Here is a 20,947-nt window from a genome sequence, read left to right as displayed (position 1 = left end):
GAATCAACTCGCCTTCCTCCAAGCACAATCGAAGGTCCGGCCGCTTCCCCTGCAAGCCCCGTCAGGGCTCACAGGGGAAGCGGCCCTCTTAGTTTGCTAATTTATCCAGTTCAGCTCCGCCTGCCCCGGCGTGACCTTCCTTCGGCACTTCTGATCCAAGAGTTGGCTTCAGGTAGCGCCACATGACTCCGACGTAAATTGCAGCCGTCACCGAACGGATAATAGCGGCGGCCACAGGTATTCCGATGGCCCCGAAGAGAGTGAAGAAAAGCATGTCGGACAAGATAGTCGTTACTGTCACCACCGATGAAAAGACAAGAAGAACCTTCTGTCGATCAGCAACAATTAGAAGCCGAGAGCAGGCCATGGAGACCAACGTCCCGGGCAGTGACAACAGAAGAATTTGCGCCCACCCCAGCCCCTCCCGCCACGCGAGAGGAACAATTGATAGTGTGCTTACAAGAAAGAGACCAGCAATCGCAAGTACACCCGCCCCGGCAGAAGCGGCGACGAGGACAATCAGGTCACGGCGCAAAGCGGCTGTAGCTTGAAGTACGGACACCTCCCGCAATCCTACCCAGGCCTTCATACGGCCTATCAGATGGCTCAAATTTAGAAACTGAACTCCTGCAAAGAAGACTTTATCCGCGAGTTCGTAAGAAGTAATGCTGCCCACGGGAGCGCCCGACAAGAAGAGGCGATCGGCAATCGGGGCAGCCTGCATAGTGGCCGTAGATAGGGACTGCTGGGACAGTCCCCTGCTATCCAGCATGAGGGGACTCCCACCCCCACGAACGTCAGGCCGTGGCACTGCCACTGCAACTAGTATTAATCGTGTGCACTCTCCCGCGACCATGACGGAGGCAAGTGACCACAAAGGAGCCCCTGGAACTAGCAAAACGAACACAAGTGGAAACAGGCTTCTCATCGCTTGGAGCATGATAGCGATCTCATGCCGGCCTTGGGCGATAAGCTGTCCCGAGCGAGTGCTGGCTTCACCGCCGATAATCGGCACAAGTAAGGCTATCGCCGCGATTCCCGCAAACTGGTAGGCCGTTTCCTGTGTCGCTCGCGCTGCATATAGGCCCACCAGGACGGGACCACAGAGACCAATTGAGAGTAAAGTAAATTTGCGAACTTTTTGTCGATATCTCTTGATTTGCGTCCGGTAAATCGTTCCTCCTGTAGAAGTGATTCGACCTATTTGAACAACCGAATGCATTTCTACCGTGTTGCCAAATACATTTGACAGGACCAAAGCAACAGAGACCGCGAGAAAAAAGGGATCGCTTTTTGCTTGCCCGATAACAGCAGAGGTAATGAAGGGAAAAGCGAAACCGGGCAGCATCGAAACAATTGCTACCGCTGACCCTCTAAGCGTGCGAACAACTTTTTTCACCATTCAGGCCAACATGAGACGAGCGAGGATTGACGACAAAACTCCTCCGCTTCGCTCTGTAGTGAAGCGCTGAAGCCATTTGGATATTAGGACAAGGTCGAGGCTACAGTTGGAGGACTCCAATATGCCCTTGACGTAGTCGGATATCTCGTCGCCTTCGACAAGCACCCCAGTGACACCGGGGATGATGGCATCTGCAACACCCAAGGCTCGCGACGATACAACTACTGGCAGTTGAGCAGCCGTAGCGTCCAAAATTACATTGCCGAAGCCCTCTAACATCGATGGCAAAAGAACGACGGTGTATCCCTTGGCCAAGGAAGGCCACGCTGGGGTCCAAGGGGCGAATGATGCATCGACGCCCGATGCCAGTGCTCTCTCTCGTGTGGATTCTTCAGCTGGCCCCTCACCGATGAAAACTAGGCAAGGGGTCGTTCCCGTTTGTTTGCCGATTTCAACTGCAACTTCTACAGCCAGATCGGGCCGTTTCTGGTCGACGATCCGACCAGGCACCAGGAGCGTTAGAGGTCCGTGAAAATTAGAGGGTCGTGGCTTAACGGCCACAGGCTTTGGAAACACAGGGTTGGGGACGACCCAAAGCTTTTCGCGTCTGATCCCGTACCGCGCAACAGCTTCCGCTGCAACTGCATGTGAACTAGCTATTAGGCCGTCGGCAAAACGGTAGACCACCTTTGCCAAAGTGGTTTGCAATAAAAAGCCGCGTCCGCGGCTCACACCATATGCTGATTCGATGGTGTGACTGCTTATAAGCACCCTCGGCCGTTTGCTGCCGAGCGTGAAGACTGCGGCCAAGGAAAGAAGGTTCCAGAACGGCATCAGGCCAATGACAACATCTGTTTCTTCTGAAAGGAGAAACCGTCTAAGGGCCCATATGCGGCTAAAGATCGTCTTGCCCTCTAGTGCTACTGCCCGCGTGTAGTCGGGTGCGTCAACAGTGCTGTCGGGATCGGTTAAGCAAAAGACCACATCCATGTTTCTCGACGAGAGGTATCTTCCCCACTCAACGGCGACATACTCAGCACCTCCGCCGGACAGCTTTGGCACAACAATCCCAATTTTCATCGCTCTTCACCTCCCAGGTTCAATATGGCCTGCATTCAGCATCCATTCGGGCATCGGCGACCGATGATCAACATCGCGAATTTTCTTCGCGGGCGCTCCTGCAACAAGCACACCGGCCGGTACGTCAGCCGAGACAACAGAGTTAGCGCCGATAACGGCACCATCCCCAATCGTTATCCCTCCGAACAGAACAGCCCCTGGGCCGATGTAAACGTAGTTTCCGATGTACGGCGCCCTGCCCTCCGCTTCGCCTATATTCACACCGGAGTGGATGCGGCAGTTCTCCCCGACCCGCGCCTTGTCATTGACTACGAGGTTACCGATATGGGCGATGGACAGGCCTCTCCCGAAGGTTCCGGGAGGCACTGATAGACCGTAAAGATGGCCTACTTGAGCTAGCCTAATGCGTGCCACCGCCCATAACGACTTACGAACAGGGTCGGTAAATAGAGAAAGATATTCTACGACACGGAGCAGCCTTTGATAGTGCAGCTCAGGATGCTGAAAGCGCAACCATGGGTACCATTTCCGCAGATTGTGCGCTTGTAGATCACTAATCAGAAATGCGCGGAAATCGCTTAGGTTTCTTATCGCTTGGCTCGCATTTCTAGCCAAAATTACGTCGTCCCCAAGCTAGATGATGCCTCAATCCCTCTTCCAGGCTTATGCGAGGCGTCCACCCTAAGGCCTCGGCGATGCGTGAAGTATCTCCCGATGTCCTACGTACATCGCCGGCCACGGCGTCAACATATTCCACATTTAGCTCATTACCCGACAGTTCCGTCAGGAGCCGAAGAACCTCGTTCATAGAGACGTTGCTACCGCCTGCTACGTTGTATACCACTCCGGCCGGTGTTTCGGCAGTAGCCGCCCTTACGTTAGCCTCCACTACATCATCAACGAAAGTAAAATCTCGGATCTGCTCTCCGTCGCCGTAAATCTGAATTGGACTTCCTGTTATCGCCGCCTTCACAAACCTTGTAAAAGCCATATCCGGCCTCTGCCCCGGGCCATAAACTGTGAAGTATCGCAGCGAGACCGTCGGTACTCCGAAGTTCTTCGCATACAGAGTGCACAGGTGCTCAGCAGCGAGTTTGGACACTCCGTAGGGACTTAGCGGCTGCGGCCGGTCTGTTTCAGTAGTGGGATAAGCTTCAGCGTCGCCATAAACTGAAGACGATGAAGCATAGATAAACTTCTTAAGTCCATGAATACTGCGCGCCCACTCTAGAAGCCGCTGCGTCGCCCCAACGTTTGCATCCGTATAGATGGCGAATTCGCTACCCCATGATCTCCGAACCCCAGGCTGTCCGGCTTGATGGAAAATGTAGTCCACCACGCCAACAGCCTCATCAAAATTTATAGTATTTAGGTCTTCTTCGATGAAAGAAAAATGGGGCGAAGAGATGAGCTCTTTGAGGTGCGTTTGCTTAATGGCAACATCGTAGTAGTCCGATAAGCTATCGACCCCAATAACAGAGTGCCCTTCGGCGATTAGACGGCGTGAGATTGCACTTCCGATAAATCCCGCCGCGCCAGTAACTAGAGCCTTCAACGATTCCTCTTCCTGATTGTGTTGTAACCTATACGGCCGATAGCTGACCCTTTAACAAGGTATCTGTAGGCGAGGCGCCGCGGCTCCTGCAGCAGGCGCCATACCCATTCAAGGCCCATTTTTTGTAATGTGACCGGAGCGCGAACCTTTAGACCGCTCGCAAAATCGACGGCAGCCCCCGCGCCGATGTAGACCGCTGGCGGTAGCAGCGCTTGGTACTCCATGAAGAGCTTTTCCTGCTTCGGCGAGCCAAGGCAAACAAAAACAATATCGGGAGAGAAGTCTGAAAGCAGAGACAGTTCTTCTTCTAGACCGTCAAGTCCGTTGCTGTACGGCAACTTCATACCAAGGAGGTCGGCTTCCTGATGTTGCCGCACCAAGTTCCGCACGGCAAGATCGTTGGCCTTGTCACCTCCGCCCAAAATGACGATCTTCCAGCCTCTCTCACGAGATGCACTAACGCATTTTGTTAGCAGGTCAGCTCCGGTCTGTCGATGAACCGTCGGAGCACCTGCCCATTTCGCCATCCAGACAAGGGGCATGCCATCAAGGGTCCTCAATGACGCTGCTTCGTATGCAGCAAAAAGCCCTTCACTTCGGCCAAGATCCACTAGCTGATCGACGTTGACAGTCACTACCAGAGAGCGCTGGTTAGCGGAAACGAGTTCATCCAAAGCATCTAGTAGCTCGCTATCATCACCAGTAAACACAGGAAAACTTCCGACAAGAAGGCTCTCTCCAGCAGCCGACGTAACCGCCAATTCTGACTGTTGTAGAACTGGCATCAGCCCACGACCTCTGGTGCCATAACATTGCGGACGACTGCGGGTGCCGCGAGATGTTCAACAGTCCTTCGAGCGTCAGTCGGGGCCAGGTGAACAGCCTTGACTAAGGCGGCAGCTATGGTCGCCGGATTTCTATTCGTAACGAAACCGTTTACGCCGTTCTTCACAATGCGTCCTGTGTCAGACCCCTCGGTCACAACAGCCGGCAAACCGGAGGCTAGGGCTTCCACTAAAACCCTCGGGTAACCCTCATACCCCGGGTGAGAAGTCATAAGAAATACTTGGCACCTGCTCATGGTGTGAGCGACCTGCGCCGGCTCGACGCGACCGAATAGATGGATGCGGCTGCGAATATCGTCGGGAAGCTCAGCAAGTTTTGACTTAAGAACATCAAAAAGCGTGCCAGAACCCAGCATCTTCAAAGACCAGTTCCCGGTCGGGTATTGCTCATGGAGTTCTTGAACGACGGCCAAGGCCAACGCGGGGTCCTTCGGGGTCTCCAACCTACCCACCCAGCAGATACTCTCGTCCTCGCGGTTACCATCAGCGTCGATCAGAGCAGGGTCCCACCATGTGGGAGAGAATCGCGCTGCTCTGTTCCACTCCCTAACTGTTGATGAATACTCCTCATTGAATATGAGGACATCCTCCGCTCGCTTGACGACAACCTTTTCCAGGTTCTCATGCAGCCTTTTTGCAAAACGCCAAAATGAGTCGGATGTTTTTCCGGTTAAGCCGCCTTGCTGGGTGTGAATCATGTAGACCAAACGTCGGCGCCGAGCCATAAGCGCAAGCAATGCAAGATCCATTCTGTGAGCCTGCACCATCGGCGAACTTGGTAAACGCCTTACGTATCTGGCAACGCCGGCAGCCAATTTCAATGAATGGGGAATCCACCTCCTCTGATCCCCTGGATCGATTTTTGCTACCGGGAGGAACCACACAACGCGTCCCTCATACGAGAAGGTCTCCCAAACACCCAATCTCCTCGTAGCCGGCCCCTCGCCCGTGTCCACACCGACAAAGGCGAGACTCATGTCAGCGGGGCAGTACCTGGCGAGTCCCCTAAGGCAGGTGTCGATCCCCCCAGGAGACGGCCTGGCTAGGTCGATCTGATGAATAATCAAACGATCCACGCTTGAAGGAATAGTGCTCACTGATGCCCCCTATTAATGACCCAACTGATGCGAGGATCAGCGCTCGACCAGAATCCGCGAAGGGACAACAGACCGCAATTTGACAAGCGGATTGCGGCCGAAGTAATGAGACAAACAGTACATGTGAGCCCCCAGTCACGGAATCGTGGGGTGATAACAGATCCCTCGACGTTCCACACGAATAATATCAACTGGGCACCAGCGATATGACCGCTTCCCAGATGGTGCGCACACGTCGGCTCACCGAGTCCGGTGCCGTCAAGCCGTGTTACATGCGGAAACCAAAACTCACAAGCCTTGTCGTTAGCGCTGTTTGTGCTGTGAGAACATAGTCACGGCTTGGCTCCGCCGTTCGCACTCGCTGACAGAAGCGCTGGCCTTGCTGCTTATTGGCACCGCACTAACTTTGGGGAACTTACTTGGGAGCCGGTTCGGATTGGCGTTTGACTCTGTCTCGACGCCTGCGTCTGATCGACGCGTTAGTCATCACTTGGGCAATGACAGGGGCATACGTTGTCAGATTCGGGAACGACCCGAACGCGACAGTGGAGGGTTACGACGCGAACTACGTTTGGCTTTCCGCGGTGCTGGCCATCCTGTGGTGGGTGATGCTCGGAGCGTGGAGCAGTCGGAAGAACCGCATATTAGGTTCTGGCGCGGACGAATATAAACGGGTTGCAGCAGCTTCTCTGTGGCTGTTCGGTTGCGTAGCAATATTGTCCTACGTCTTACGGGTGGAGACTGCGCGCGGCTACGTCGGAATCGCGTTCCCGGCCGGCCTCCTGGGGCTGCTCTTTTCTCGTTGGCTACTTAGGCAGCATCTGCATGTGGACCGCGCTAGGGGACGTAGCACGTCCAGACTCCTACTGATCGGGGGACCAAGTGCGGTAGCTCATCTTGCTTCGTCTTTGGAAGCTTCACGTCACACCGGCTACCAGGCTGTGGCCTCTTATTCCCCGGGTTCGGACAACGCCGGCCCCATTGAGCCAGAGTCTGGTCTGCCTGTGTTGGGCACGGCCGTAGATACGCCCTCGATCCTAAAGGCTATAGAAGCGTGCTCCGCGGATGCAGTGGCCATCTCTGCAGGCGTGCAACTCCACCCACAGACGCTCCGCCACCTCGGGTGGGAGCTTGCGGCCCGGAATGTCGGCATGATTATGGCACCTGCACTTACTGATATCGCGGGGCCACGCATACACACGCAACAGGTGGCTGGCCTTCCTCTTATTCATGTCACGACGCCTACGCTAGAGGGAGGACAACTCGTTGCCAAAAGAATGCTCGATGTACTCGTGTCAGTGGCCCTAATCCTGCTCACGTCTCCGATCATGATAATAATTGCTGCACTTATCAAGATCGATGACAGAGGGCCTGTGATTTTCCGTCAGGAAAGAGTGGGAATGGCAGGTGTTACCTTCCGAATGTTCAAGTTTCGTTCTATGGTCACCGACGCCGAAGAGAGACTTGCAGGGCTGACCAGTCAGAATGAAGGCAGTGGTGTACTTTTCAAGCTAAAAAGTGATCCGCGGGTTACCAAGATCGGATCGGTTCTGCGGCGGTACAGCTTGGACGAACTTCCCCAACTCTTCAATATCCTCATGGGATCGATGAGTTTGGTCGGACCACGCCCGCCATTGCCCTCAGAGGTGGCGGCTTACGAGCATGACGTTCGTCGCCGACTGTTGGTCAAGCCAGGGCTCACGGGACTATGGCAAGTGAGCGGTAGATCAAATTTGTCCTGGCAGGATGCAGTCCGCTTGGACCTTTATTACGTAGAGAACTGGTCGTTGGCGGGTGACCTGATCATCCTGTTGAAAACAGTGAAAGCTGTTTTTACAAGTTCTGGTGCTTATTAGAACTGCGATTTATATAAATTCCCAATGGGGGAAGGAACAATCATGCGTATTTCAGTTGTCGGCTGCGGTTACTTGGGGGCCGTCCATGCCGCCTGCATGGCAAAGCTCGGACATGACGTCATCGGGATCGATGTAGATGAGCGTAAGGTGCAGGCGCTTGCTGCGGCTGCAGCACCCTTCTTCGAACCGGGCCTGGAAGAACTGCTGCGGGAAGTTCAGGCTACTGGTCGCCTTTCTTTCACTAGTGACATTTCTGCCGCCTCAACTAGCGATGTCCATTTTGTTTGTGTAGGAACGCCACAGAAAAAGGGCGAAAACGCTGCTGACATGAAGTATGTGGACGAAGCCGTCAACGCTTTGCTCCCCTACCTCAGGGAGGGCGCTGTCGTAGTAGGAAAGTCGACTGTTCCTGTCGGAACTGCCGCCAGACTGTCTGTGTTGGTTGAAAGGCAGGAGCCTGCCGCCCACCTGATGTGGAATCCCGAGTTCCTTCGGGAAGGTCACGCAGTCTCAGACACGCTTTCGCCTGACAGATTCGTTTACGGCGTCGAGAATGGCTCAGAGGAGCATGCAGCAGTCAGGGTGCTGGACGAGGTTTACGCTCTTCCGCTGGAGGCCGGAACACCTCGGCTCGTTACCGACCTTCCGACAGCAGAACTCGTGAAAACAGCGGCTAACTCTTTTCTTGCCACAAAAATTTCATTTATTAATGCGATGGCCGAGCTTTGCGATGCAGCGGGAGCCGACGTGACCGTTCTGGCAGACGCTATAGGCCTCGATGACAGAATCGGCCGGAAATTCCTCAATGCAGGCATCGGCTTCGGCGGCGGTTGCCTCCCGAAGGATATCCGCGCTTTTATGGCACGCGCCGGTGAACTCGGTGCTGACCAGGCACTAACCTTCCTCCGAGAGGTCGATGCCATCAATATGCGGCGAAGGACACGGGTCGTCGAACTGACGAGAGAACTGTGCGGAGGCTCACTTTTAGGACAAAGGATCACTGTACTGGGAGCAGCGTTCAAGCCTGAAAGCGATGATGTGCGAGATTCCCCAGCGCTAAGCATCGCCGCGCAATTGCAGCTTCAGGGTGCGGTAGTGACGGTGACGGACCCGGAGGCACTTCAGAACGCCGCCCGACGATTCCCCGAGCTGCATTACGAGGAATCGACTGAACTCGCCCTGCAACGAGCCGATGCTCTTTTGCTGTTGACCGAATGGCAAGAGTACCGAGAATTGGATCCTTACGAAGCCGCAAACATAGTGTCGGCCACCAGAATCTTGGACGGCAGGAATATCTTGGATGCCACTAAATGGCGTGCGGCCGGCTGGACCTACCGCGGGCTAGGCCGTCCCTAACCATGAATGCTTCCCCTTCCAAAGACGAGATGCAGAGCTCCGCTCGATCTAGCCACATGACTCGGCGGACCCACCAAAAAAAGTCCCGAAAGTTTCTTCGGCTCGGACTTCCAATTTTTGCTCTAGTTGTACTTATCAGCGTTGCGACGGCTTGGATTGGGTTCAGGGCGTCCGTAATCAAGCGTGAGCTGGAAGCGTCTGCTGACCTAATCCCTCAGCTAAGACGAGAAATTCTGAATTCAGATGCTGCCGCCGCCACGAGCACCATTAGCATATTGAGACAACATACCTCTGCTGCTCGGTCAGAGTCAGAGGACCCTCTTTGGACTCTTACGTCCGGACTACCCTGGGCCGGCCCAAACCTTAGTGCAATTTCCGAAGTAGCAAGGTCCGCTGACGACGTCGTTGGTCTTGCTCTGAGCCCCTTGATCGGCATTTACGACTCGCTTGACTGGAATGCGCTCGTGCCTACCAGTTCGGGCAGCGATTTGGGTCCCCTAAAAGCCGCTTCCCCAAGTGTTACCTCAGCTGCCTATAGCGTCCGGACTTCCGCCGAGCGGCTACAGGAGATTGATACGTCACGCCTTCTACCGCAGGTGGCAGCCCCTCTGCGTCAGGCAACCGAGGAACTTAGTCAAGCGACGGATGCACTTGATTCAGCAGCCGATGCAGCCAGCATCGCCCCCAGCATGTTGGGCGCAGACGGCCCTAAGAGCTACCTACTCGTGATTCAAAACAACGCGGAAGCCAGGGCGTTAGGGGGTATTCCTGGAGCGCTCGCTGTCTTGACGTTTGATCACGGGAAGCTCGCCTTGGGTGCGCAGAGCAGCGCGGGCGACGTCGGGGTGATGACACCAACGCTGCCTATTGATCCTCAACAGCAGCAGATTTACTCAACGCGGCTTGGAAAATATATGCAGGATGTGAACTTGACTCCTGACTTTCCTACTGCTGCCGCAACCGCCCGACTCATGTGGGAGAGGAAGACCGGCCAGCGTGTTGATGGAGTCATTTCTATCGACCCAATCGTTTTGAGCTACATCCTGCAAGCGACGGGGCCCGTGCAGATTAAGGGCCCTCAGTTGGCGGCAGTTCAAGGCGCCGGATTGCCAACCGAATTGAATGGCAGCAATGTAGTTAGGACCTTGCTCTCTGACGTCTATGGAAAAATTCACGATCCAAAGCTGCAGGATATCTATTTCGCAAGCGTAGCCAAAGAAATCTTCTCCGTACTTTCCTCCGGAAAGGCAGAGGCAAAAGGTCTCCTAGCGGGTATCACTCGAGGAACGGAAGAAGGGCGCGTCTTGGCATGGGCTTCTGATCCTGCAACCCAGTCAGTGCTGAGCAAATACCGGCTCAGCGGGTCCGTTTCCGGACCGAGTGTCTCCCCTGCTCAATTCGGTGTCTACTTCAACGATGGGACCGGTGCGAAGATGGACTACTACGTCAAGCGAACCGTCCAGCTCATCAAGGATTGTCCGGCTGATGGGTACGGGCAAACGAGGGTCCGCATCACAAGCACGAATACGGCACCTTCTGATGCGGCCACTTCCCTTCCCAGCTATGTCACGGGTGGAGGCGCTTTCGGTGTTGCGCCTGGCTTTGTACAGACCAACATTGTTGCCTACGGCCCCGCCCAGGCCAACGTCGAATCAGCAACCGTCGACGGCCAGAAGACCCCGTTCGCTCCGTATGTGCATGCCAACCGCCCTGTCGGTGTAGTTGCTCAGCGGCTCGCCCCCGGCGAGAGCAAGACCGTGGAATTCACGTTCGGGAAAATCGTCCAGCATGCGGAACCTGACTTGGTTGTCACGCCCACGGTCCAATCTATCAAAGACGTTATACACATGACCGAAAATGCGGCCTGCGATCAAGGCCAGTGACGGGTCGGTTAACATAATGTAAACCGACTGGATTGGGCTTGGTTCGGGACGGTTTCCGATGGTATCTTTTTTCTTGGGATATCTATCCGTAGTTCTGCACACGGTCTCGTGCGGAGGGGCCATTTCCCCAGCATCGGGTATCAAAAATCAAACGTCTCCGGGGGGACACACATGAAGAAGACTTTCGCTGCACTCGCACTCGCAGGATCTATCGCACTCATTGGCACTGCACCCGCCATGGCCGCAACATATCCGGCACTCCCGCCACAGGCAGCCGTTTCTGATGGCACCGTTGGCCCAGGCGAGACGTTCGTCTTCCGCGGCCAGGGCTTCCTCGCTGGCGAACGGCTGATCATTCGCGTCACACCTGGCCAGGCTCCCGCCTCGAACGGCGCCAACATCGCTGGAAGCCGCGCGGTTGCTGCCCGCATCAGCGTTGTGGCTGAGGCGCAGACGCTCTCTGCTCAGGCCGACGCTCAGGGGGCTGTTGCTCTCCCGATCGCCATTAACGAGCCGGGCACCTACTCCATCACGGCCACCGGTGAGACGTCTGGCGTAACCGTTGGTCCGGTAGTAGTCAAGGTCACGCCCGCCGCCCTTGTTGCCAACGGCAATTCAGCCCTGGCCAACTCAGGCTCCAACTTGGCCAACACCGGCGCTGATTCCGGCCTCGTCCTCTGGACCCTGGTCGGCGCAGGTGCAGTGGCCGCCGGCGCAACGTCCGTTGTAGTGGTTCGCCGCCGGGCCAAGGCAGAAGCTGCTGCATAGGCACTACGTCTACTTGCACCATGAAGGTGGGTGCTTTTCCGGAAACGGAGAAGCACCCACCTTTTGCTTTATGTGGTATCAATTTGATCTATGGGGAGACATTGGCGCAGAGAACCACGGGTGTACGACTTTTCCATCCCGCTCCCCCGGCCCCAAGTGACACGTTGGTCGCTCCTGCTACTTCTGGCCGCCGCAGCGGTGGGGACAGCCGCGTTCGCCCTTCTAAGAGCCTCCTGAGGCTCGTTTGAGGCTCCTTTCTAACCACCGGCTTTGGCAGCTGGTCCTTGCTGTGATGGCCATACCCTTGGCCTTCATCGCGTTTTGGCCATCACCGGTGGACAAACCAGTATCAGGGCAGCTCGCAGCGGTCCTCAGCTTTCTTCACGGTCACGGTATTCCCCGCTGGTTCAACTATCAGTTCATAGAAGCGTTAGCCAACGTAGCCCTTTTTGTGCCCGTCGGATTTGTGGCTTCCCTGGCATTTTCGACAAAACACTGGTCGCAAATCGGCGCTTTCGGCCTGCTGGTCTCCGGCTGTATTGAACTGGGGCAGCTCCTGTTTCTCCACGCCCGCTTTGCAAGCCCGTCAGATATCTTGACCAACACGTCAGGTGCTGTCATTGGGGCTCTGCTTGCTGCCTGGGCTGCGAAAAAAGGGAGACCCGCCACCTTTCGGCAGCGGGCCTCCCAGAAGCGCTAGAAGCTGATTCAGCCCACGAAGCTCTTCATCCAGGTCTTCAGGTCCTCACCGAACTCCACTCGCTCGGACGCGAGGGTGATGACTGCCTTGAGGTAGCTCAGCTTGTCGCCGGTGTCGTAGCGGCGGCCCTTGAAGACCACGCCGTAAACGCCGGAGCCCTCACCCTCGCCGGCGGCAAGCGTCTGCAGGGCATCGGTCAGCTGAATCTCGTTGCCGCGGCCAGGCTCCGTGTTCTCCAGGACGCTGAACACGCTGTGATGCAGCACGTAGCGGCCGATGACCGCCAGGTTGGAGGGTGCGTCCGCAGCAGCGGGCTTCTCCACCAGGCTGTTGACGCGGACGTAGTCCTCGCCTTCCACGGCAGTTACGTCAGCGCAGCCGTAGGCGCTGATCTGTGACGGATCAACCTCGATCAGTGCGATCACGGAACCGCCGGTCTTTTGCTGCACCTCCATCATGGTGCCTAGCAGGTTCTCTGCCTCGTCGATGAGGTCGTCACCCAGGAGCACGGCGAAGGGCTCGTCACCCACGTGCTGCTGCGCGCAGAGCACTGCGTGCCCCAGGCCCTTGGCCTCGCCCTGGCGTACGTAGTGGATGGGACCCAGGTTGGAGGCATACTCCACCAGCCCTAGCTTGTCCTTGTCCCCTTTGGCCTCCAGAGCAGCTTCCAGGCCCGGCTCGCGGTCGAAGTGGTCCTCCAGGGCACGCTTGTTACGGCCTGTGATCATCAGCAGGTCCGAGAGGCCCGCATCGATCGCTTCCTCCACCACGTATTGGATGGCAGGCCGGTCAACCACCGGCAACATTTCCTTCGGCATTGCCTTGGTGGCGGGCAGGAAGCGAGTTCCCAATCCGGCAGCAGGAATGACGGCTTTGGTAATAGCTTTCCCCGTAGTCATAGCTGAACCTTAACAAATTTCGCAGGGTAACCGGCAATTGGATGCAAAGTTCGAGCGGCTCAACTACCGCTGGATAAGAGCTTGCGGAGGCCCCGAATGATGCGCGGCAGGGCACGTATAAACCGGGCCCACCGGGCACGATGCTGCCTGAGTTGTCCAACCAGCGACATGTCCGCATAGATGTTCCCACTGAGGAAAACCTCTGGCCGTGGAAAGAGCGCACCCCAAACCATCCTTGGTTTCTCGCTCCACGGCGCCTGGAAGATAGCGGCGAGACGTGCGCTGCCGGGCTCCTGGGCTGCCATGCGGTTGCACCACTCCGTTGAGGGCTCCGGCCATACAACTGCGATTGTCCGGGGAAGGAGCCCTTCCAGGAAGGGTCGAACAGCCGCTAGGGAGCCTGTGGCCCCAGCGAGCTCCAGGAGCGCCTCGGACATATCCTCCCTGCGCGTGAGGTCAGTTAGGTACTCAAGCTCGTGTTGGGAAGCAGGCAGAGCGGGAGCGCGCAGGGCGTGCAAGGCCAGAAATAGGACACCAAGCTCCTTGGCAGGAATTTTCAGCCGCTGGCCGGCAAGTGACAGGGTCTCGGTGTTCGCCCACAAGCTCTCGAAGCAGTCACGCTCGGGTTTTTCCATGCCGGGAAACCGGAAATGGATGTCGATACAGCAGGGCCACCCCGGATGGTGGACCGTAATGGAGTGCGTGGGGACCGTCCTGTCCGGGTCCACGGGCCGTTCACGCCAGCCCCGTTCATGGAGACCCTCCAGTAAGTCCTCAAGCCCGGCGGAATCCACGAAGACGTCGACGTCTGCCGACAGCTTGGCTTCGCGGAGCCCCTGGAGGACGCTGGCAGGCCCTTTGATGAAGAAGACCCTGATGCCCAGACCGTCCGCCAGGCGCGCCACGAGGGCATGCCCCAGGAGCACACCCTCCGGGATCTCGAGCTGCGTTTTACGGGAAGCATAAGTCACAGCACTCTAGACCCTTGCTCTGCGGCCACCCGCCGCTGCTTCCAGCGCTCCCAAAGTGTTCTCTTCATCCCGGCCGTGAGCGGAAGCCGTCTCCGCGGACGAAGCGGACGCAGCTGTGTACGTTCCATAGTAGGAATAGGCGTCCCGTCCTTTGCTGGGAACATAGTTGAGGACGGCGCCCAGTACCCGTCCCTTGACCTTCTCGAGGTTTCCCAGGGACTGGTCCAGCTGCTCCTGGGTGGTCTTGCCGGTCCGGATGACAAGGATTGCGCCATCGGCCGCCCGGGAAAGGACAGCAGCATCCGTCACGGGAAGAAGCGGTGGCGCGTCGATGAGGACCACGGCATCCTTCGCCAAAGCCGCCAGCATGTTCTTCATGGCCCGGGACCCGAGCAGCTCACTGGGGTTGGGCGGGATACGCCCCGACCCCAAAACTGAAAGGTTCGGCAAGGCACCCCAAGGCTGAAGGACATCAGCTAGATCCGCCGTGCCGGTGAGCACATCGGTGACCCCGACACCAGGAACAAGATTGAAAACGTCCACCAGCGTGGGCCGGCGAAGGTCGCCGTCGACCACCACTACGTTTTCACCCGCTGCGGCCATGGTGACCGCGAGATTGGCAGTTACGGTCGACTTTCCCTCTGCCTGGAGCGAACTGGTGACAACGATGACCCGGGGCGGCTGGTCCACGTCAAGGAAGCTGAGGTTGGTGCGCAGCTCGCGGAGAGCTTCTGCCATAGCCCCACCGGCATCATGAAGCTGTTCGGCGGTGCCGGCCTCCACAATGGTGCTCTTCCCATCCAGGCGGTGATCCACCGGGAGGGTACCGATCACAGGCACGCCGAACAGCCGTTCTATGTCTGCAGCCCGGCGGATGCGGCGGTCCAGGTGGCGGCGGATGAGGGCGTAGGCCACGCCGAGAGCCAGCCCGACGAGAGCACCCAAGGCGAGGTTCAGCTTCGTGTTGGGCGAGGTGGGGCTGCTGGGGAGGACAGCCTTGCCCAGCGGGAGAACGCGTACAGCCGTCGCTGCGTTCGCCGACGACCCGGAGTCGGTCGTAGCAGCAGGGCTGGACGCCGCGCCGTTGGAGGGTGCCGTCTCGATGGCTTCCACCTGTGCAGCAAGGCCGTTGACCCAGGCGTCGGCTACGCGCTGGGCAGTTGCGGGATCGGTCGACTTTGCGGTGACCGTAATCTGGGCCGTATCGAGCGGCACCTTGATGCTGATGCTCCCAAGCAGGGCGTCGCCACTCGTCTTCAGGTCCAAGGCTTGGATGACTCGGTCCGCGACAAGCCGCGATTTGGCCACAGACTCGTAGTCTTTGACCTTGGCCTTGGCCAAGCTGTCACCTGCCAAGGCCAAGCTCACGTTGTCTGAACCAGGAGTGACCACGATGCCGCTGGAATCGGATGAGTAAATCTTTGGCTGGAGAACGGTCCAGCCGGCAGCGGCCATAGTGGCCAGCAAAGTGAAGGCGATGATTGCCTTCCAGTAAGTCCGGAAGACGTTCAGGTAGTCTGCCAAGTCCAAGGCAGGGGCCGTCTCCGCCGGGGCTGCTGCTGTACTCACGATGGTTCCTTAAGCTCAAGTTCTTGTATGCCCGCATTCGGGTAAGTTCAGTTGCTGGCGCGTTCCAAAATCGACTTGGCGACCAGCTGCTCTACGGCTCCGGCGACGGCCTCCCGATAACCCTCGGGTTTGCCATGCACGCTGCCGACGTATTTCGTTATCCCGTCCAGACTGACGGGATTGGCGCACGCCTCCCAGACTGCGGGGCCGATGCCGCTGAGGCGGACTATCTGGTTGTCCAGCATGACCAGGAGGTCCCCGCCGATTGAAACCGCATCGGTTGGAGTTATGCGCTGGATGCAGCCGACCGGGATCTGCGCTTGTTGGATACTTCTTGCTGCTGCAGGCACCCACTCTGTCTGGGTAGCCCCCTGCAGACGGAACAGAGGTTCCACCGCGGACGGGAGGTCTGCGGCTTCGGAATAGGTCATCCGCCACACTCCCCCGACACTCTCGATGAGGCGGCAGAGTGACTGCAGCGGGTCCACGACTTCTGCCTGGGAGGAAGACTCCGGGACCAGCGCCAGCAGGGCATTTCCCAGCGGTACCCTCTCAATCACCGGAGCCGTGTGCCTAGCCCCCTCAATGCGGTTCAGGAGCACGATCGACTGGATGTAGGGCGACGCCGGTGCCGGCTGCAGCCCAAATTCGTCTGGGGCTGCCTGACGCTTCGGGCCGCCGGCCTCCTGTTTGATGGACAGCGGCTTAGGATACGGAACCACAGAACCGTCCCAGGCAATGGCCACCGTCTCGTCCGTGACATAGCCATAGGTCCTGGCAAGCACGGAGGCGGCGGTAGTCTTTCCCGTTCCGGACTTTGCCACCAGGGCGACCACTGCCCCGGTGGTCGGATCCGCCACCCCACACGCGTGGAGCATGGTCAGCTCACCGGCGTTGGCCAGGATGGCGGCAACCGTGAGCCGGGACGTGAGGGTCTCAGCCAGTTCCTCGAAGGAGGCTGCCGCGAGCTGGAACGTGCCGGCTTGGTGCTTCGTGGACGTGCAGGTGACCGACGCCGTGAACGGCTCGCCGGGCAGCGGTTCCACTGGCACGGGCGGCAGCAAAGGCTCATGGCTACTGGCGCATCGAGCCCACGCCGAGCTCATGCTGACCCTCTGCTGCCGCGTGACCGCACTACCCCAACGGACCACGAACTGCTGCCCCAAGACATCGAGGCACAGTAGATCGCTGCCCCTTGCCAACTCCTCGAGTAGGCGCTGCTTCCAGGCCAGGCCTGCGCTTTCCGCTACCGTCATGCCGTTAGTGGGAAACGCCGCGGGCAGCCTCGATCAGGCGCTGCTCTTGGAGGCCTGCCAGGAAGCCTTCCACTTGGGCGTGCATCTGCCCCGACTGATCCTCGAAGGTGGCCTCAAGCTCGGAGAAGATCTCCTGCTCGCTGCGCTGTCCATCGATCAGGTCCCAGATCACCGCAGCAGTACCCTCCAGGACCACAGGCTGGGTTGCGTCGAGGTGCAGCAGGGCAACACGGGACCGGGGCTTGGTGCAGACTTCTGCGACCAGGCCGCCACGTTTCCAGACCATGCTTGTGGTCACCCAGCCTTCGGCAGAACGATCGTAGTGCTCGGGGCCGATGGCATTTGGGTGGAAATTCCGTTTTGGATGTAGGTAATTACGGTGGTGACTGTGTAAGTGCCTGAATCTTGTTTCTTGCCCGTGTAGCTGTAACCGCTGAAAGCAAAATCGAGAGTGGTGGCACCCGCGGGCAGCGTAGCGCTGAACTGCGCTGCGTTGCTCTGCGGCCGCGTGATGGCCAGAGTCGAAGTCCCTACGCTGACTGTCGAGAAGGAAATTGCAGGTGCAGCCGACGATGGCGGTGTGATGGTAAGTACAACCCTGACCTGGCCGGTGACGCCGCTGAGGTTCTTGAGGCTCAGAAGAGCCGGTACTACCATTCCTGTCCGGTCATGGGCAGTACTTACCGTCGACGTCATGTTCTGCGTACCGGAAGTGAACGAGCCAGTTGCCGGAGTTGCGGTAGGCGTGGGCGTTGGCCCGGAGGCTGCTGCGGATGGCGCAGCTATGGCCGTGGCAATGACCGGAAGGGACCAGGCAACACCCGCGGCGACCCGGCGCCGGCTTATGCCGCCCTTTTCTTCCTGCCCGACTTCATCTTTCAAAACCTCAGACAATTGTGCCCCCAGAGTAGGTTTCCGGATGCGGCTGCCTATTTGAGACCGGCAGGGCGCATCGGCCGGTTTGCCCGGCTTCGCCTACTCTTACGAACGCAAATAAAGATTTCTGAAACGGCCTTGCAAGGATTAATCAAGAATTCTGCAAGGCTTGATAAAGGCGAATTAGCAGGGTTTCGACAAGCTCAACCGATGTTCCCGCTGAATTTCGGCTCGCGCTTCTCCTGGAACGCCCGGAAACCCTCCGCGTAATCCTCGGTCTTGCAAAGGCGTGCCTGCTCCTCGTTCTCCTGCTGCATGGCCTGCCACAGGCCCAGCCGCTGGTCACGGATCTGCGCCACCAGCTCCTTCGAGGCAACAAAAGCAGCCGTCGCCCCCAAAGCCACGCGCGAGACAATCTCCCGCGTCGACTCCAGCAAAGACTCAGCAGGCAACGCCCGGCTGAACATCCCCTGCGCCACCGCCTCGGCGCCCGAGATCAGGTCCGCCGTGTAGATCAGGTCCAGCGTCCGGTGCATGCCCAGCCGCTCCGTGAAGTACCAATGCCCGCCCGAATCCAGAGTGGCCCCCAGCTTGGCGAACGGCGAGCCGAACTTCGCGTTCTCCGCCACGTACACCACGTCCGTGGCCAGCAGCAGCCCAAGCCCAACGCCCAGGCACGCCCCCTGCGCCGCGGCAAACGTCGGCGCGGGGAACGCCGCCATCTTCTTCAGCAGCGGCTCCACGAGCCCGCCCAGGTACGCGGCGGCGTCGTCGTTCTCGGGGGTGACCCCGGCGATGTCCCGGCCTGCGCAGAAGGCCCGTCCCTCTCCCCTCAGCAGCAGCGCCCGCACCTCACCGCGTGAGGCGGCGGCAGCAGCGTCGTCGTACGCCTGTGCCAAATCCCGCAGCGCCTGCTCATCCAGCGAGTTCAGCTTGTGCGGCGCGTCCAGCACTACCTCGGCGATGCCGTTGCTGATCGAAAGGGAAATCATGGGGCTCCTCAGTTCTGGGATTCGACAGGCTGGGTTTCGACAAGCTCAACCACCGACTGCTTACACGTCGAAGTCGACCGTGACTTCCTTGCTGGTCGGGTGACTCTGGCAGGTCAGGACGTAGCCCTTGTCCAGCTCATCCTGCTCCAGCGCGTAGTTCTCGTCCATGGTCACGCTGCCGGTGACCACCTTGGCCCGGCACGTGCCGCACACTCCCCCGGCGCACGCGAACGGCACGTCCGGGCGCACCCGCAGCGCCGCGTTCAGGATCGACTCCCGGGCATGCGTGGGGCTGGCCACCTCGCCCTGCAGGCCGTCCAGCTTGAACGTGATCTTGTACGTCTCCTGGCTCTCGTCCACGATGACTGGACGGCCGGCCTGCCCCTCCGGGCGGTCCGGCTTGCCGGACGTGAACAGCTCGAACCGGACGTTCTCCGGCTTCACCCCGCGCTCGGCCAGGGTGTCCCGGCATAGCTGCACCAGCTCGAACGGCCCGCACAGGAACCACTCGTCCACATCGTCCGCGTGCAGGGCGGTGCCCAGCAGCTGCTGCAGCTTCTCCGCGTCGATCCGGCCGGACAGCAGCGGCGCGATCCGCTGCTCACGGCTCAGCACGTGGTGGATGGCCAGCCGCTGCGGGTACTTGTCCTTCAGGTCCGCCAGCTCCTCCAGGAACATCACGTCCATGGCGGCCTTGTTGGCGTAGATCAGGTCGAACCGGGTGTCCGGGTTGGCGGCCAGCAGCGTCCGGGCGATCGCGATCACCGGGGTAATGCCTGACCCGGCGGCGATGGCCACGAAGTTCCCCGGCTCCCCCGCCAGTTCCTCCGGGTGGTTCATGGAGTTCATGACGTTCTGCTCCACGGCCTGCCCGTCCCGGCCGTGCTTGGACACGAACGCGCCCATGGGGCTCATCACGTCCAGCGTGTCCCCCGCCTTCAGCTCGGCGTTGGCCCACGTGGAGAACAGCCCGCCCAGGTCCTTCTTGATGGCCACGCGGATCTCGCTGGTGCCGTCCGCGAAGCTGCGCGGCTCTGCGCAGATGGAGTAGCTGCGCCGGATTTCCTTCGGCTCGCCGGTCTCGTCCGGCAGGGTGGTGCGCAGGGCCACGTACTGGCCGGGCAGGTAGTCGAACTTGCCGGCGAGCTCCGCCGGCACATGGAAGCTGACTTCGATGGCATCGTCGGTGAGCCGGCGCACCTCCTTCACCTCGAGCGTGTGGAAGGACGGACGACGGCGGCCGGTCGCCTCAGCCTCTTCGGCGGCGGTCTGGCGGACAACAGTCATGGTGGTTCCTTACAGGACTTTGAAGTAGTCGAACGGTTCCTTGCAGTCCTGGCACACATACAGCGCCTTGCAGGACGTGGAACCAAAGCGGGTGAGTTCCCTGGTGTTGAGGCTGTTGCACTGCGGGCATTTCACGGCCAGGCTCAGCCGGATGGGGCCGGAGTGGCCGCCGGCCCGGGAGTTGCCGCTGGGCGGGGCGATGCCGTACTCCTGCAGCTTGGCCTTTCCGGCCTCGGTCATCCAGTCCGTGGTCCACGCCGGGGCCAGGACCAGGTCCACCTGCACGTCCCCGTAGCCTTCCTTTTCGAAGGCCTTGTAGAGGTCGTCGCGGATGGCGTCCATGGCCGGGCAGCCCGAGTACGTGGGGGTGATGGTGACCTTCACTTGCCCGGCCTCCGACACCTGCACGTCCCGCAGGATCCCCAGGTCCGCGATGGTGAGCACCGGGATCTCCGGGTCCACCACGGTGGCCGCGATGTCCCAGGCGCGCTGACCGCCCGACTGTTGTGCCGGCGTCGTGCGCTTTGCCTCGAAGTCGCTGACGTAGATGTCCAC

20 protein-coding genes are annotated in these 20,947 nt (G+C 58.9%); 5 read left to right on the top strand and 15 right to left on the bottom strand.

Annotated elements, in window-relative coordinates:
- Window positions 1-88: 88 nt before the first annotated feature.
- The 6 genes from FBY30_RS10790 to FBY30_RS10765 all read right to left on the bottom strand — a co-directional run bounded on the left by FBY30_RS10790 (window position 89) and on the right by FBY30_RS10765 (window position 5,979).
- The gene (locus tag FBY30_RS10790; RefSeq protein WP_142132867.1) at window positions 89-1,402 is read right to left on the bottom strand and encodes a hypothetical protein; all 1,314 of its coding nucleotides are present in this window, start codon (window positions 1,400-1,402) and stop codon (window positions 89-91) included.
- Window positions 1,403-2,482 (bottom strand): glycosyltransferase, encoded by a 1,080-nt coding sequence (locus FBY30_RS10785; protein WP_142132866.1) that lies wholly within the window; start codon window positions 2,480-2,482, stop codon window positions 1,403-1,405.
- Window positions 2,483-2,488: 6 nt separating this feature from the next.
- The gene (locus FBY30_RS21230) at window positions 2,489-2,743 is read right to left on the bottom strand and encodes a hypothetical protein (protein WP_442858302.1); all 255 of its coding nucleotides are present in this window, start codon (window positions 2,741-2,743) and stop codon (window positions 2,489-2,491) included.
- Window positions 2,744-3,089: 346 nt separating this feature from the next.
- Window positions 3,090-4,037, bottom strand: a complete 948-nt coding sequence (locus FBY30_RS10775) for an NAD-dependent epimerase/dehydratase family protein (protein ID WP_142132865.1) — start codon at window positions 4,035-4,037, stop codon at window positions 3,090-3,092.
- Complete coding sequence (locus FBY30_RS10770) at window positions 4,034-4,822, bottom strand: WecB/TagA/CpsF family glycosyltransferase (protein WP_142132864.1); 789 nt, start codon at window positions 4,820-4,822, stop codon at window positions 4,034-4,036. Before FBY30_RS10770 ends, FBY30_RS10775 begins: the two co-directional genes overlap by 4 nt.
- A complete protein-coding gene (locus FBY30_RS10765) occupies window positions 4,822-5,979 on the bottom strand; it encodes a glycosyltransferase (protein WP_142132863.1) in 1,158 nt (385 codons plus the stop codon). Before FBY30_RS10765 ends, FBY30_RS10770 begins: the two co-directional genes overlap by 1 nt.
- 470 nt (window positions 5,980-6,449) lie before the next feature.
- Here FBY30_RS10765 and FBY30_RS10760 point away from each other — a divergent pair, with 470 nt between their 5' ends.
- From FBY30_RS10760 to FBY30_RS10740, 5 genes are all read left to right on the top strand, one after another.
- On the top strand, window positions 6,450-7,835 hold the full coding sequence (locus FBY30_RS10760; protein WP_268815714.1) for a sugar transferase: 1,386 nt from the start codon (window positions 6,450-6,452) through the stop codon (window positions 7,833-7,835).
- A gap of 42 nt (window positions 7,836-7,877) precedes the next feature.
- Window positions 7,878-9,191 carry a UDP-glucose dehydrogenase family protein gene (locus FBY30_RS10755; RefSeq protein WP_142132861.1) on the top strand — a complete coding sequence of 438 codons (1,314 nt, stop codon included), beginning with the start codon at window positions 7,878-7,880 and terminating at the stop codon, window positions 9,189-9,191.
- Between the two features lie 425 nt (window positions 9,192-9,616).
- Window positions 9,617-11,074 carry a DUF4012 domain-containing protein gene (locus FBY30_RS10750; protein ID WP_235009411.1) on the top strand — a complete coding sequence of 486 codons (1,458 nt, stop codon included), beginning with the start codon at window positions 9,617-9,619 and terminating at the stop codon, window positions 11,072-11,074.
- A 171-nt stretch (window positions 11,075-11,245) separates the two neighbouring features.
- On the top strand, window positions 11,246-11,842 hold the full coding sequence (locus FBY30_RS10745) for an LPXTG cell wall anchor domain-containing protein (RefSeq protein ID WP_142132859.1): 597 nt from the start codon (window positions 11,246-11,248) through the stop codon (window positions 11,840-11,842).
- A 304-nt stretch (window positions 11,843-12,146) separates the two neighbouring features.
- On the top strand, window positions 12,147-12,542 hold the full coding sequence (locus FBY30_RS10740; RefSeq protein ID WP_235009410.1) for a VanZ family protein: 396 nt from the start codon (window positions 12,147-12,149) through the stop codon (window positions 12,540-12,542).
- Between the two features lie 8 nt (window positions 12,543-12,550).
- Here the strand turns inward: FBY30_RS10740 and galU are convergent, their stop codons facing one another.
- The 9 genes from galU to paaD all read right to left on the bottom strand — a co-directional run bounded on the left by galU (window position 12,551) and on the right by paaD (window position 20,941).
- Window positions 12,551-13,441: a UTP--glucose-1-phosphate uridylyltransferase GalU gene (galU, locus tag FBY30_RS10735; RefSeq protein WP_142132857.1), complete on the bottom strand. Its 891-nt coding sequence runs from the start codon at window positions 13,439-13,441 to the stop codon at window positions 12,551-12,553.
- Window positions 13,442-13,500: 59 nt separating this feature from the next.
- Window positions 13,501-14,412, bottom strand: a complete 912-nt coding sequence (locus FBY30_RS10730) for a nucleotidyltransferase family protein (protein WP_142132856.1) — start codon at window positions 14,410-14,412, stop codon at window positions 13,501-13,503.
- A gap of 6 nt (window positions 14,413-14,418) precedes the next feature.
- The gene (locus tag FBY30_RS10725) at window positions 14,419-15,981 is read right to left on the bottom strand and encodes a polysaccharide biosynthesis tyrosine autokinase (protein ID WP_142132855.1); all 1,563 of its coding nucleotides are present in this window, start codon (window positions 15,979-15,981) and stop codon (window positions 14,419-14,421) included.
- 47 nt (window positions 15,982-16,028) lie between these two features.
- Complete coding sequence (locus tag FBY30_RS10720) at window positions 16,029-17,033, bottom strand: hypothetical protein (protein WP_235009409.1); 1,005 nt, start codon at window positions 17,031-17,033, stop codon at window positions 16,029-16,031.
- 208 nt (window positions 17,034-17,241) lie between these two features.
- The gene (locus FBY30_RS10715; protein ID WP_235009408.1) at window positions 17,242-17,535 is read right to left on the bottom strand and encodes a PqqD family protein; all 294 of its coding nucleotides are present in this window, start codon (window positions 17,533-17,535) and stop codon (window positions 17,242-17,244) included.
- On the bottom strand, window positions 17,532-18,131 hold the full coding sequence (locus FBY30_RS10710) for a hypothetical protein (protein ID WP_142132854.1): 600 nt from the start codon (window positions 18,129-18,131) through the stop codon (window positions 17,532-17,534). The genes FBY30_RS10715 and FBY30_RS10710 overlap by 4 nt, the downstream gene beginning before the upstream one ends.
- 185 nt (window positions 18,132-18,316) lie before the next feature.
- On the bottom strand, window positions 18,317-19,105 hold the full coding sequence (locus FBY30_RS10705) for an enoyl-CoA hydratase/isomerase family protein (protein ID WP_142132853.1): 789 nt from the start codon (window positions 19,103-19,105) through the stop codon (window positions 18,317-18,319).
- Window positions 19,106-19,165: 60 nt separating this feature from the next.
- On the bottom strand, window positions 19,166-20,392 hold the full coding sequence (gene paaE / locus FBY30_RS10700; RefSeq protein WP_142132852.1) for a 1,2-phenylacetyl-CoA epoxidase subunit PaaE: 1,227 nt from the start codon (window positions 20,390-20,392) through the stop codon (window positions 19,166-19,168).
- Window positions 20,393-20,401: 9 nt separating this feature from the next.
- Window positions 20,402-20,941, bottom strand: a complete 540-nt coding sequence (paaD, locus tag FBY30_RS10695) for a 1,2-phenylacetyl-CoA epoxidase subunit PaaD (protein ID WP_142135149.1) — start codon at window positions 20,939-20,941, stop codon at window positions 20,402-20,404.
- Window positions 20,942-20,947: the final 6 nt, after the last annotated feature.

Source organism: Arthrobacter sp. SLBN-83 (genome assembly GCF_006715285.1).
Taxonomy (GTDB): domain Bacteria; phylum Actinomycetota; class Actinomycetes; order Actinomycetales; family Micrococcaceae; genus Arthrobacter.
This window is presented reverse-complemented; position numbering and strand designations above follow the sequence as displayed.

Bases quoted from the DNA above. Each gene is read 5' to 3' on its own strand.
- FBY30_RS10770 (WP_142132864.1), bottom strand. From the start codon at position 4,822: ATGCCAGTTCTACAACAGTCAGAATTGGCGGTTACGTCGGCTGCTGGA.
- FBY30_RS10785 (WP_142132866.1), bottom strand. From the start codon at position 2,482: ATGAAAATTGGGATTGTTGTGCCAAAGCTGTCCGGCGGAGGTGCTGAG.
- FBY30_RS10705 (WP_142132853.1), bottom strand. From the start codon at position 19,105: ATGATTTCCCTTTCGATCAGCAACGGCATCGCCGAGGTAGTGCTGGAC.
- paaE (WP_142132852.1), bottom strand. From the start codon at position 20,392: ATGACTGTTGTCCGCCAGACCGCCGCCGAAGAGGCTGAGGCGACCGGC.
- FBY30_RS10745 (WP_142132859.1), top strand. From the start codon at position 11,246: ATGAAGAAGACTTTCGCTGCACTCGCACTCGCAGGATCTATCGCACTC.
- FBY30_RS10790 (WP_142132867.1), bottom strand. From the start codon at position 1,402: ATGGTGAAAAAAGTTGTTCGCACGCTTAGAGGGTCAGCGGTAGCAATT.
- FBY30_RS10755 (WP_142132861.1), top strand. From the start codon at position 7,878: ATGCGTATTTCAGTTGTCGGCTGCGGTTACTTGGGGGCCGTCCATGCC.
- galU (WP_142132857.1), bottom strand. From the start codon at position 13,441: ATGACTACGGGGAAAGCTATTACCAAAGCCGTCATTCCTGCTGCCGGA.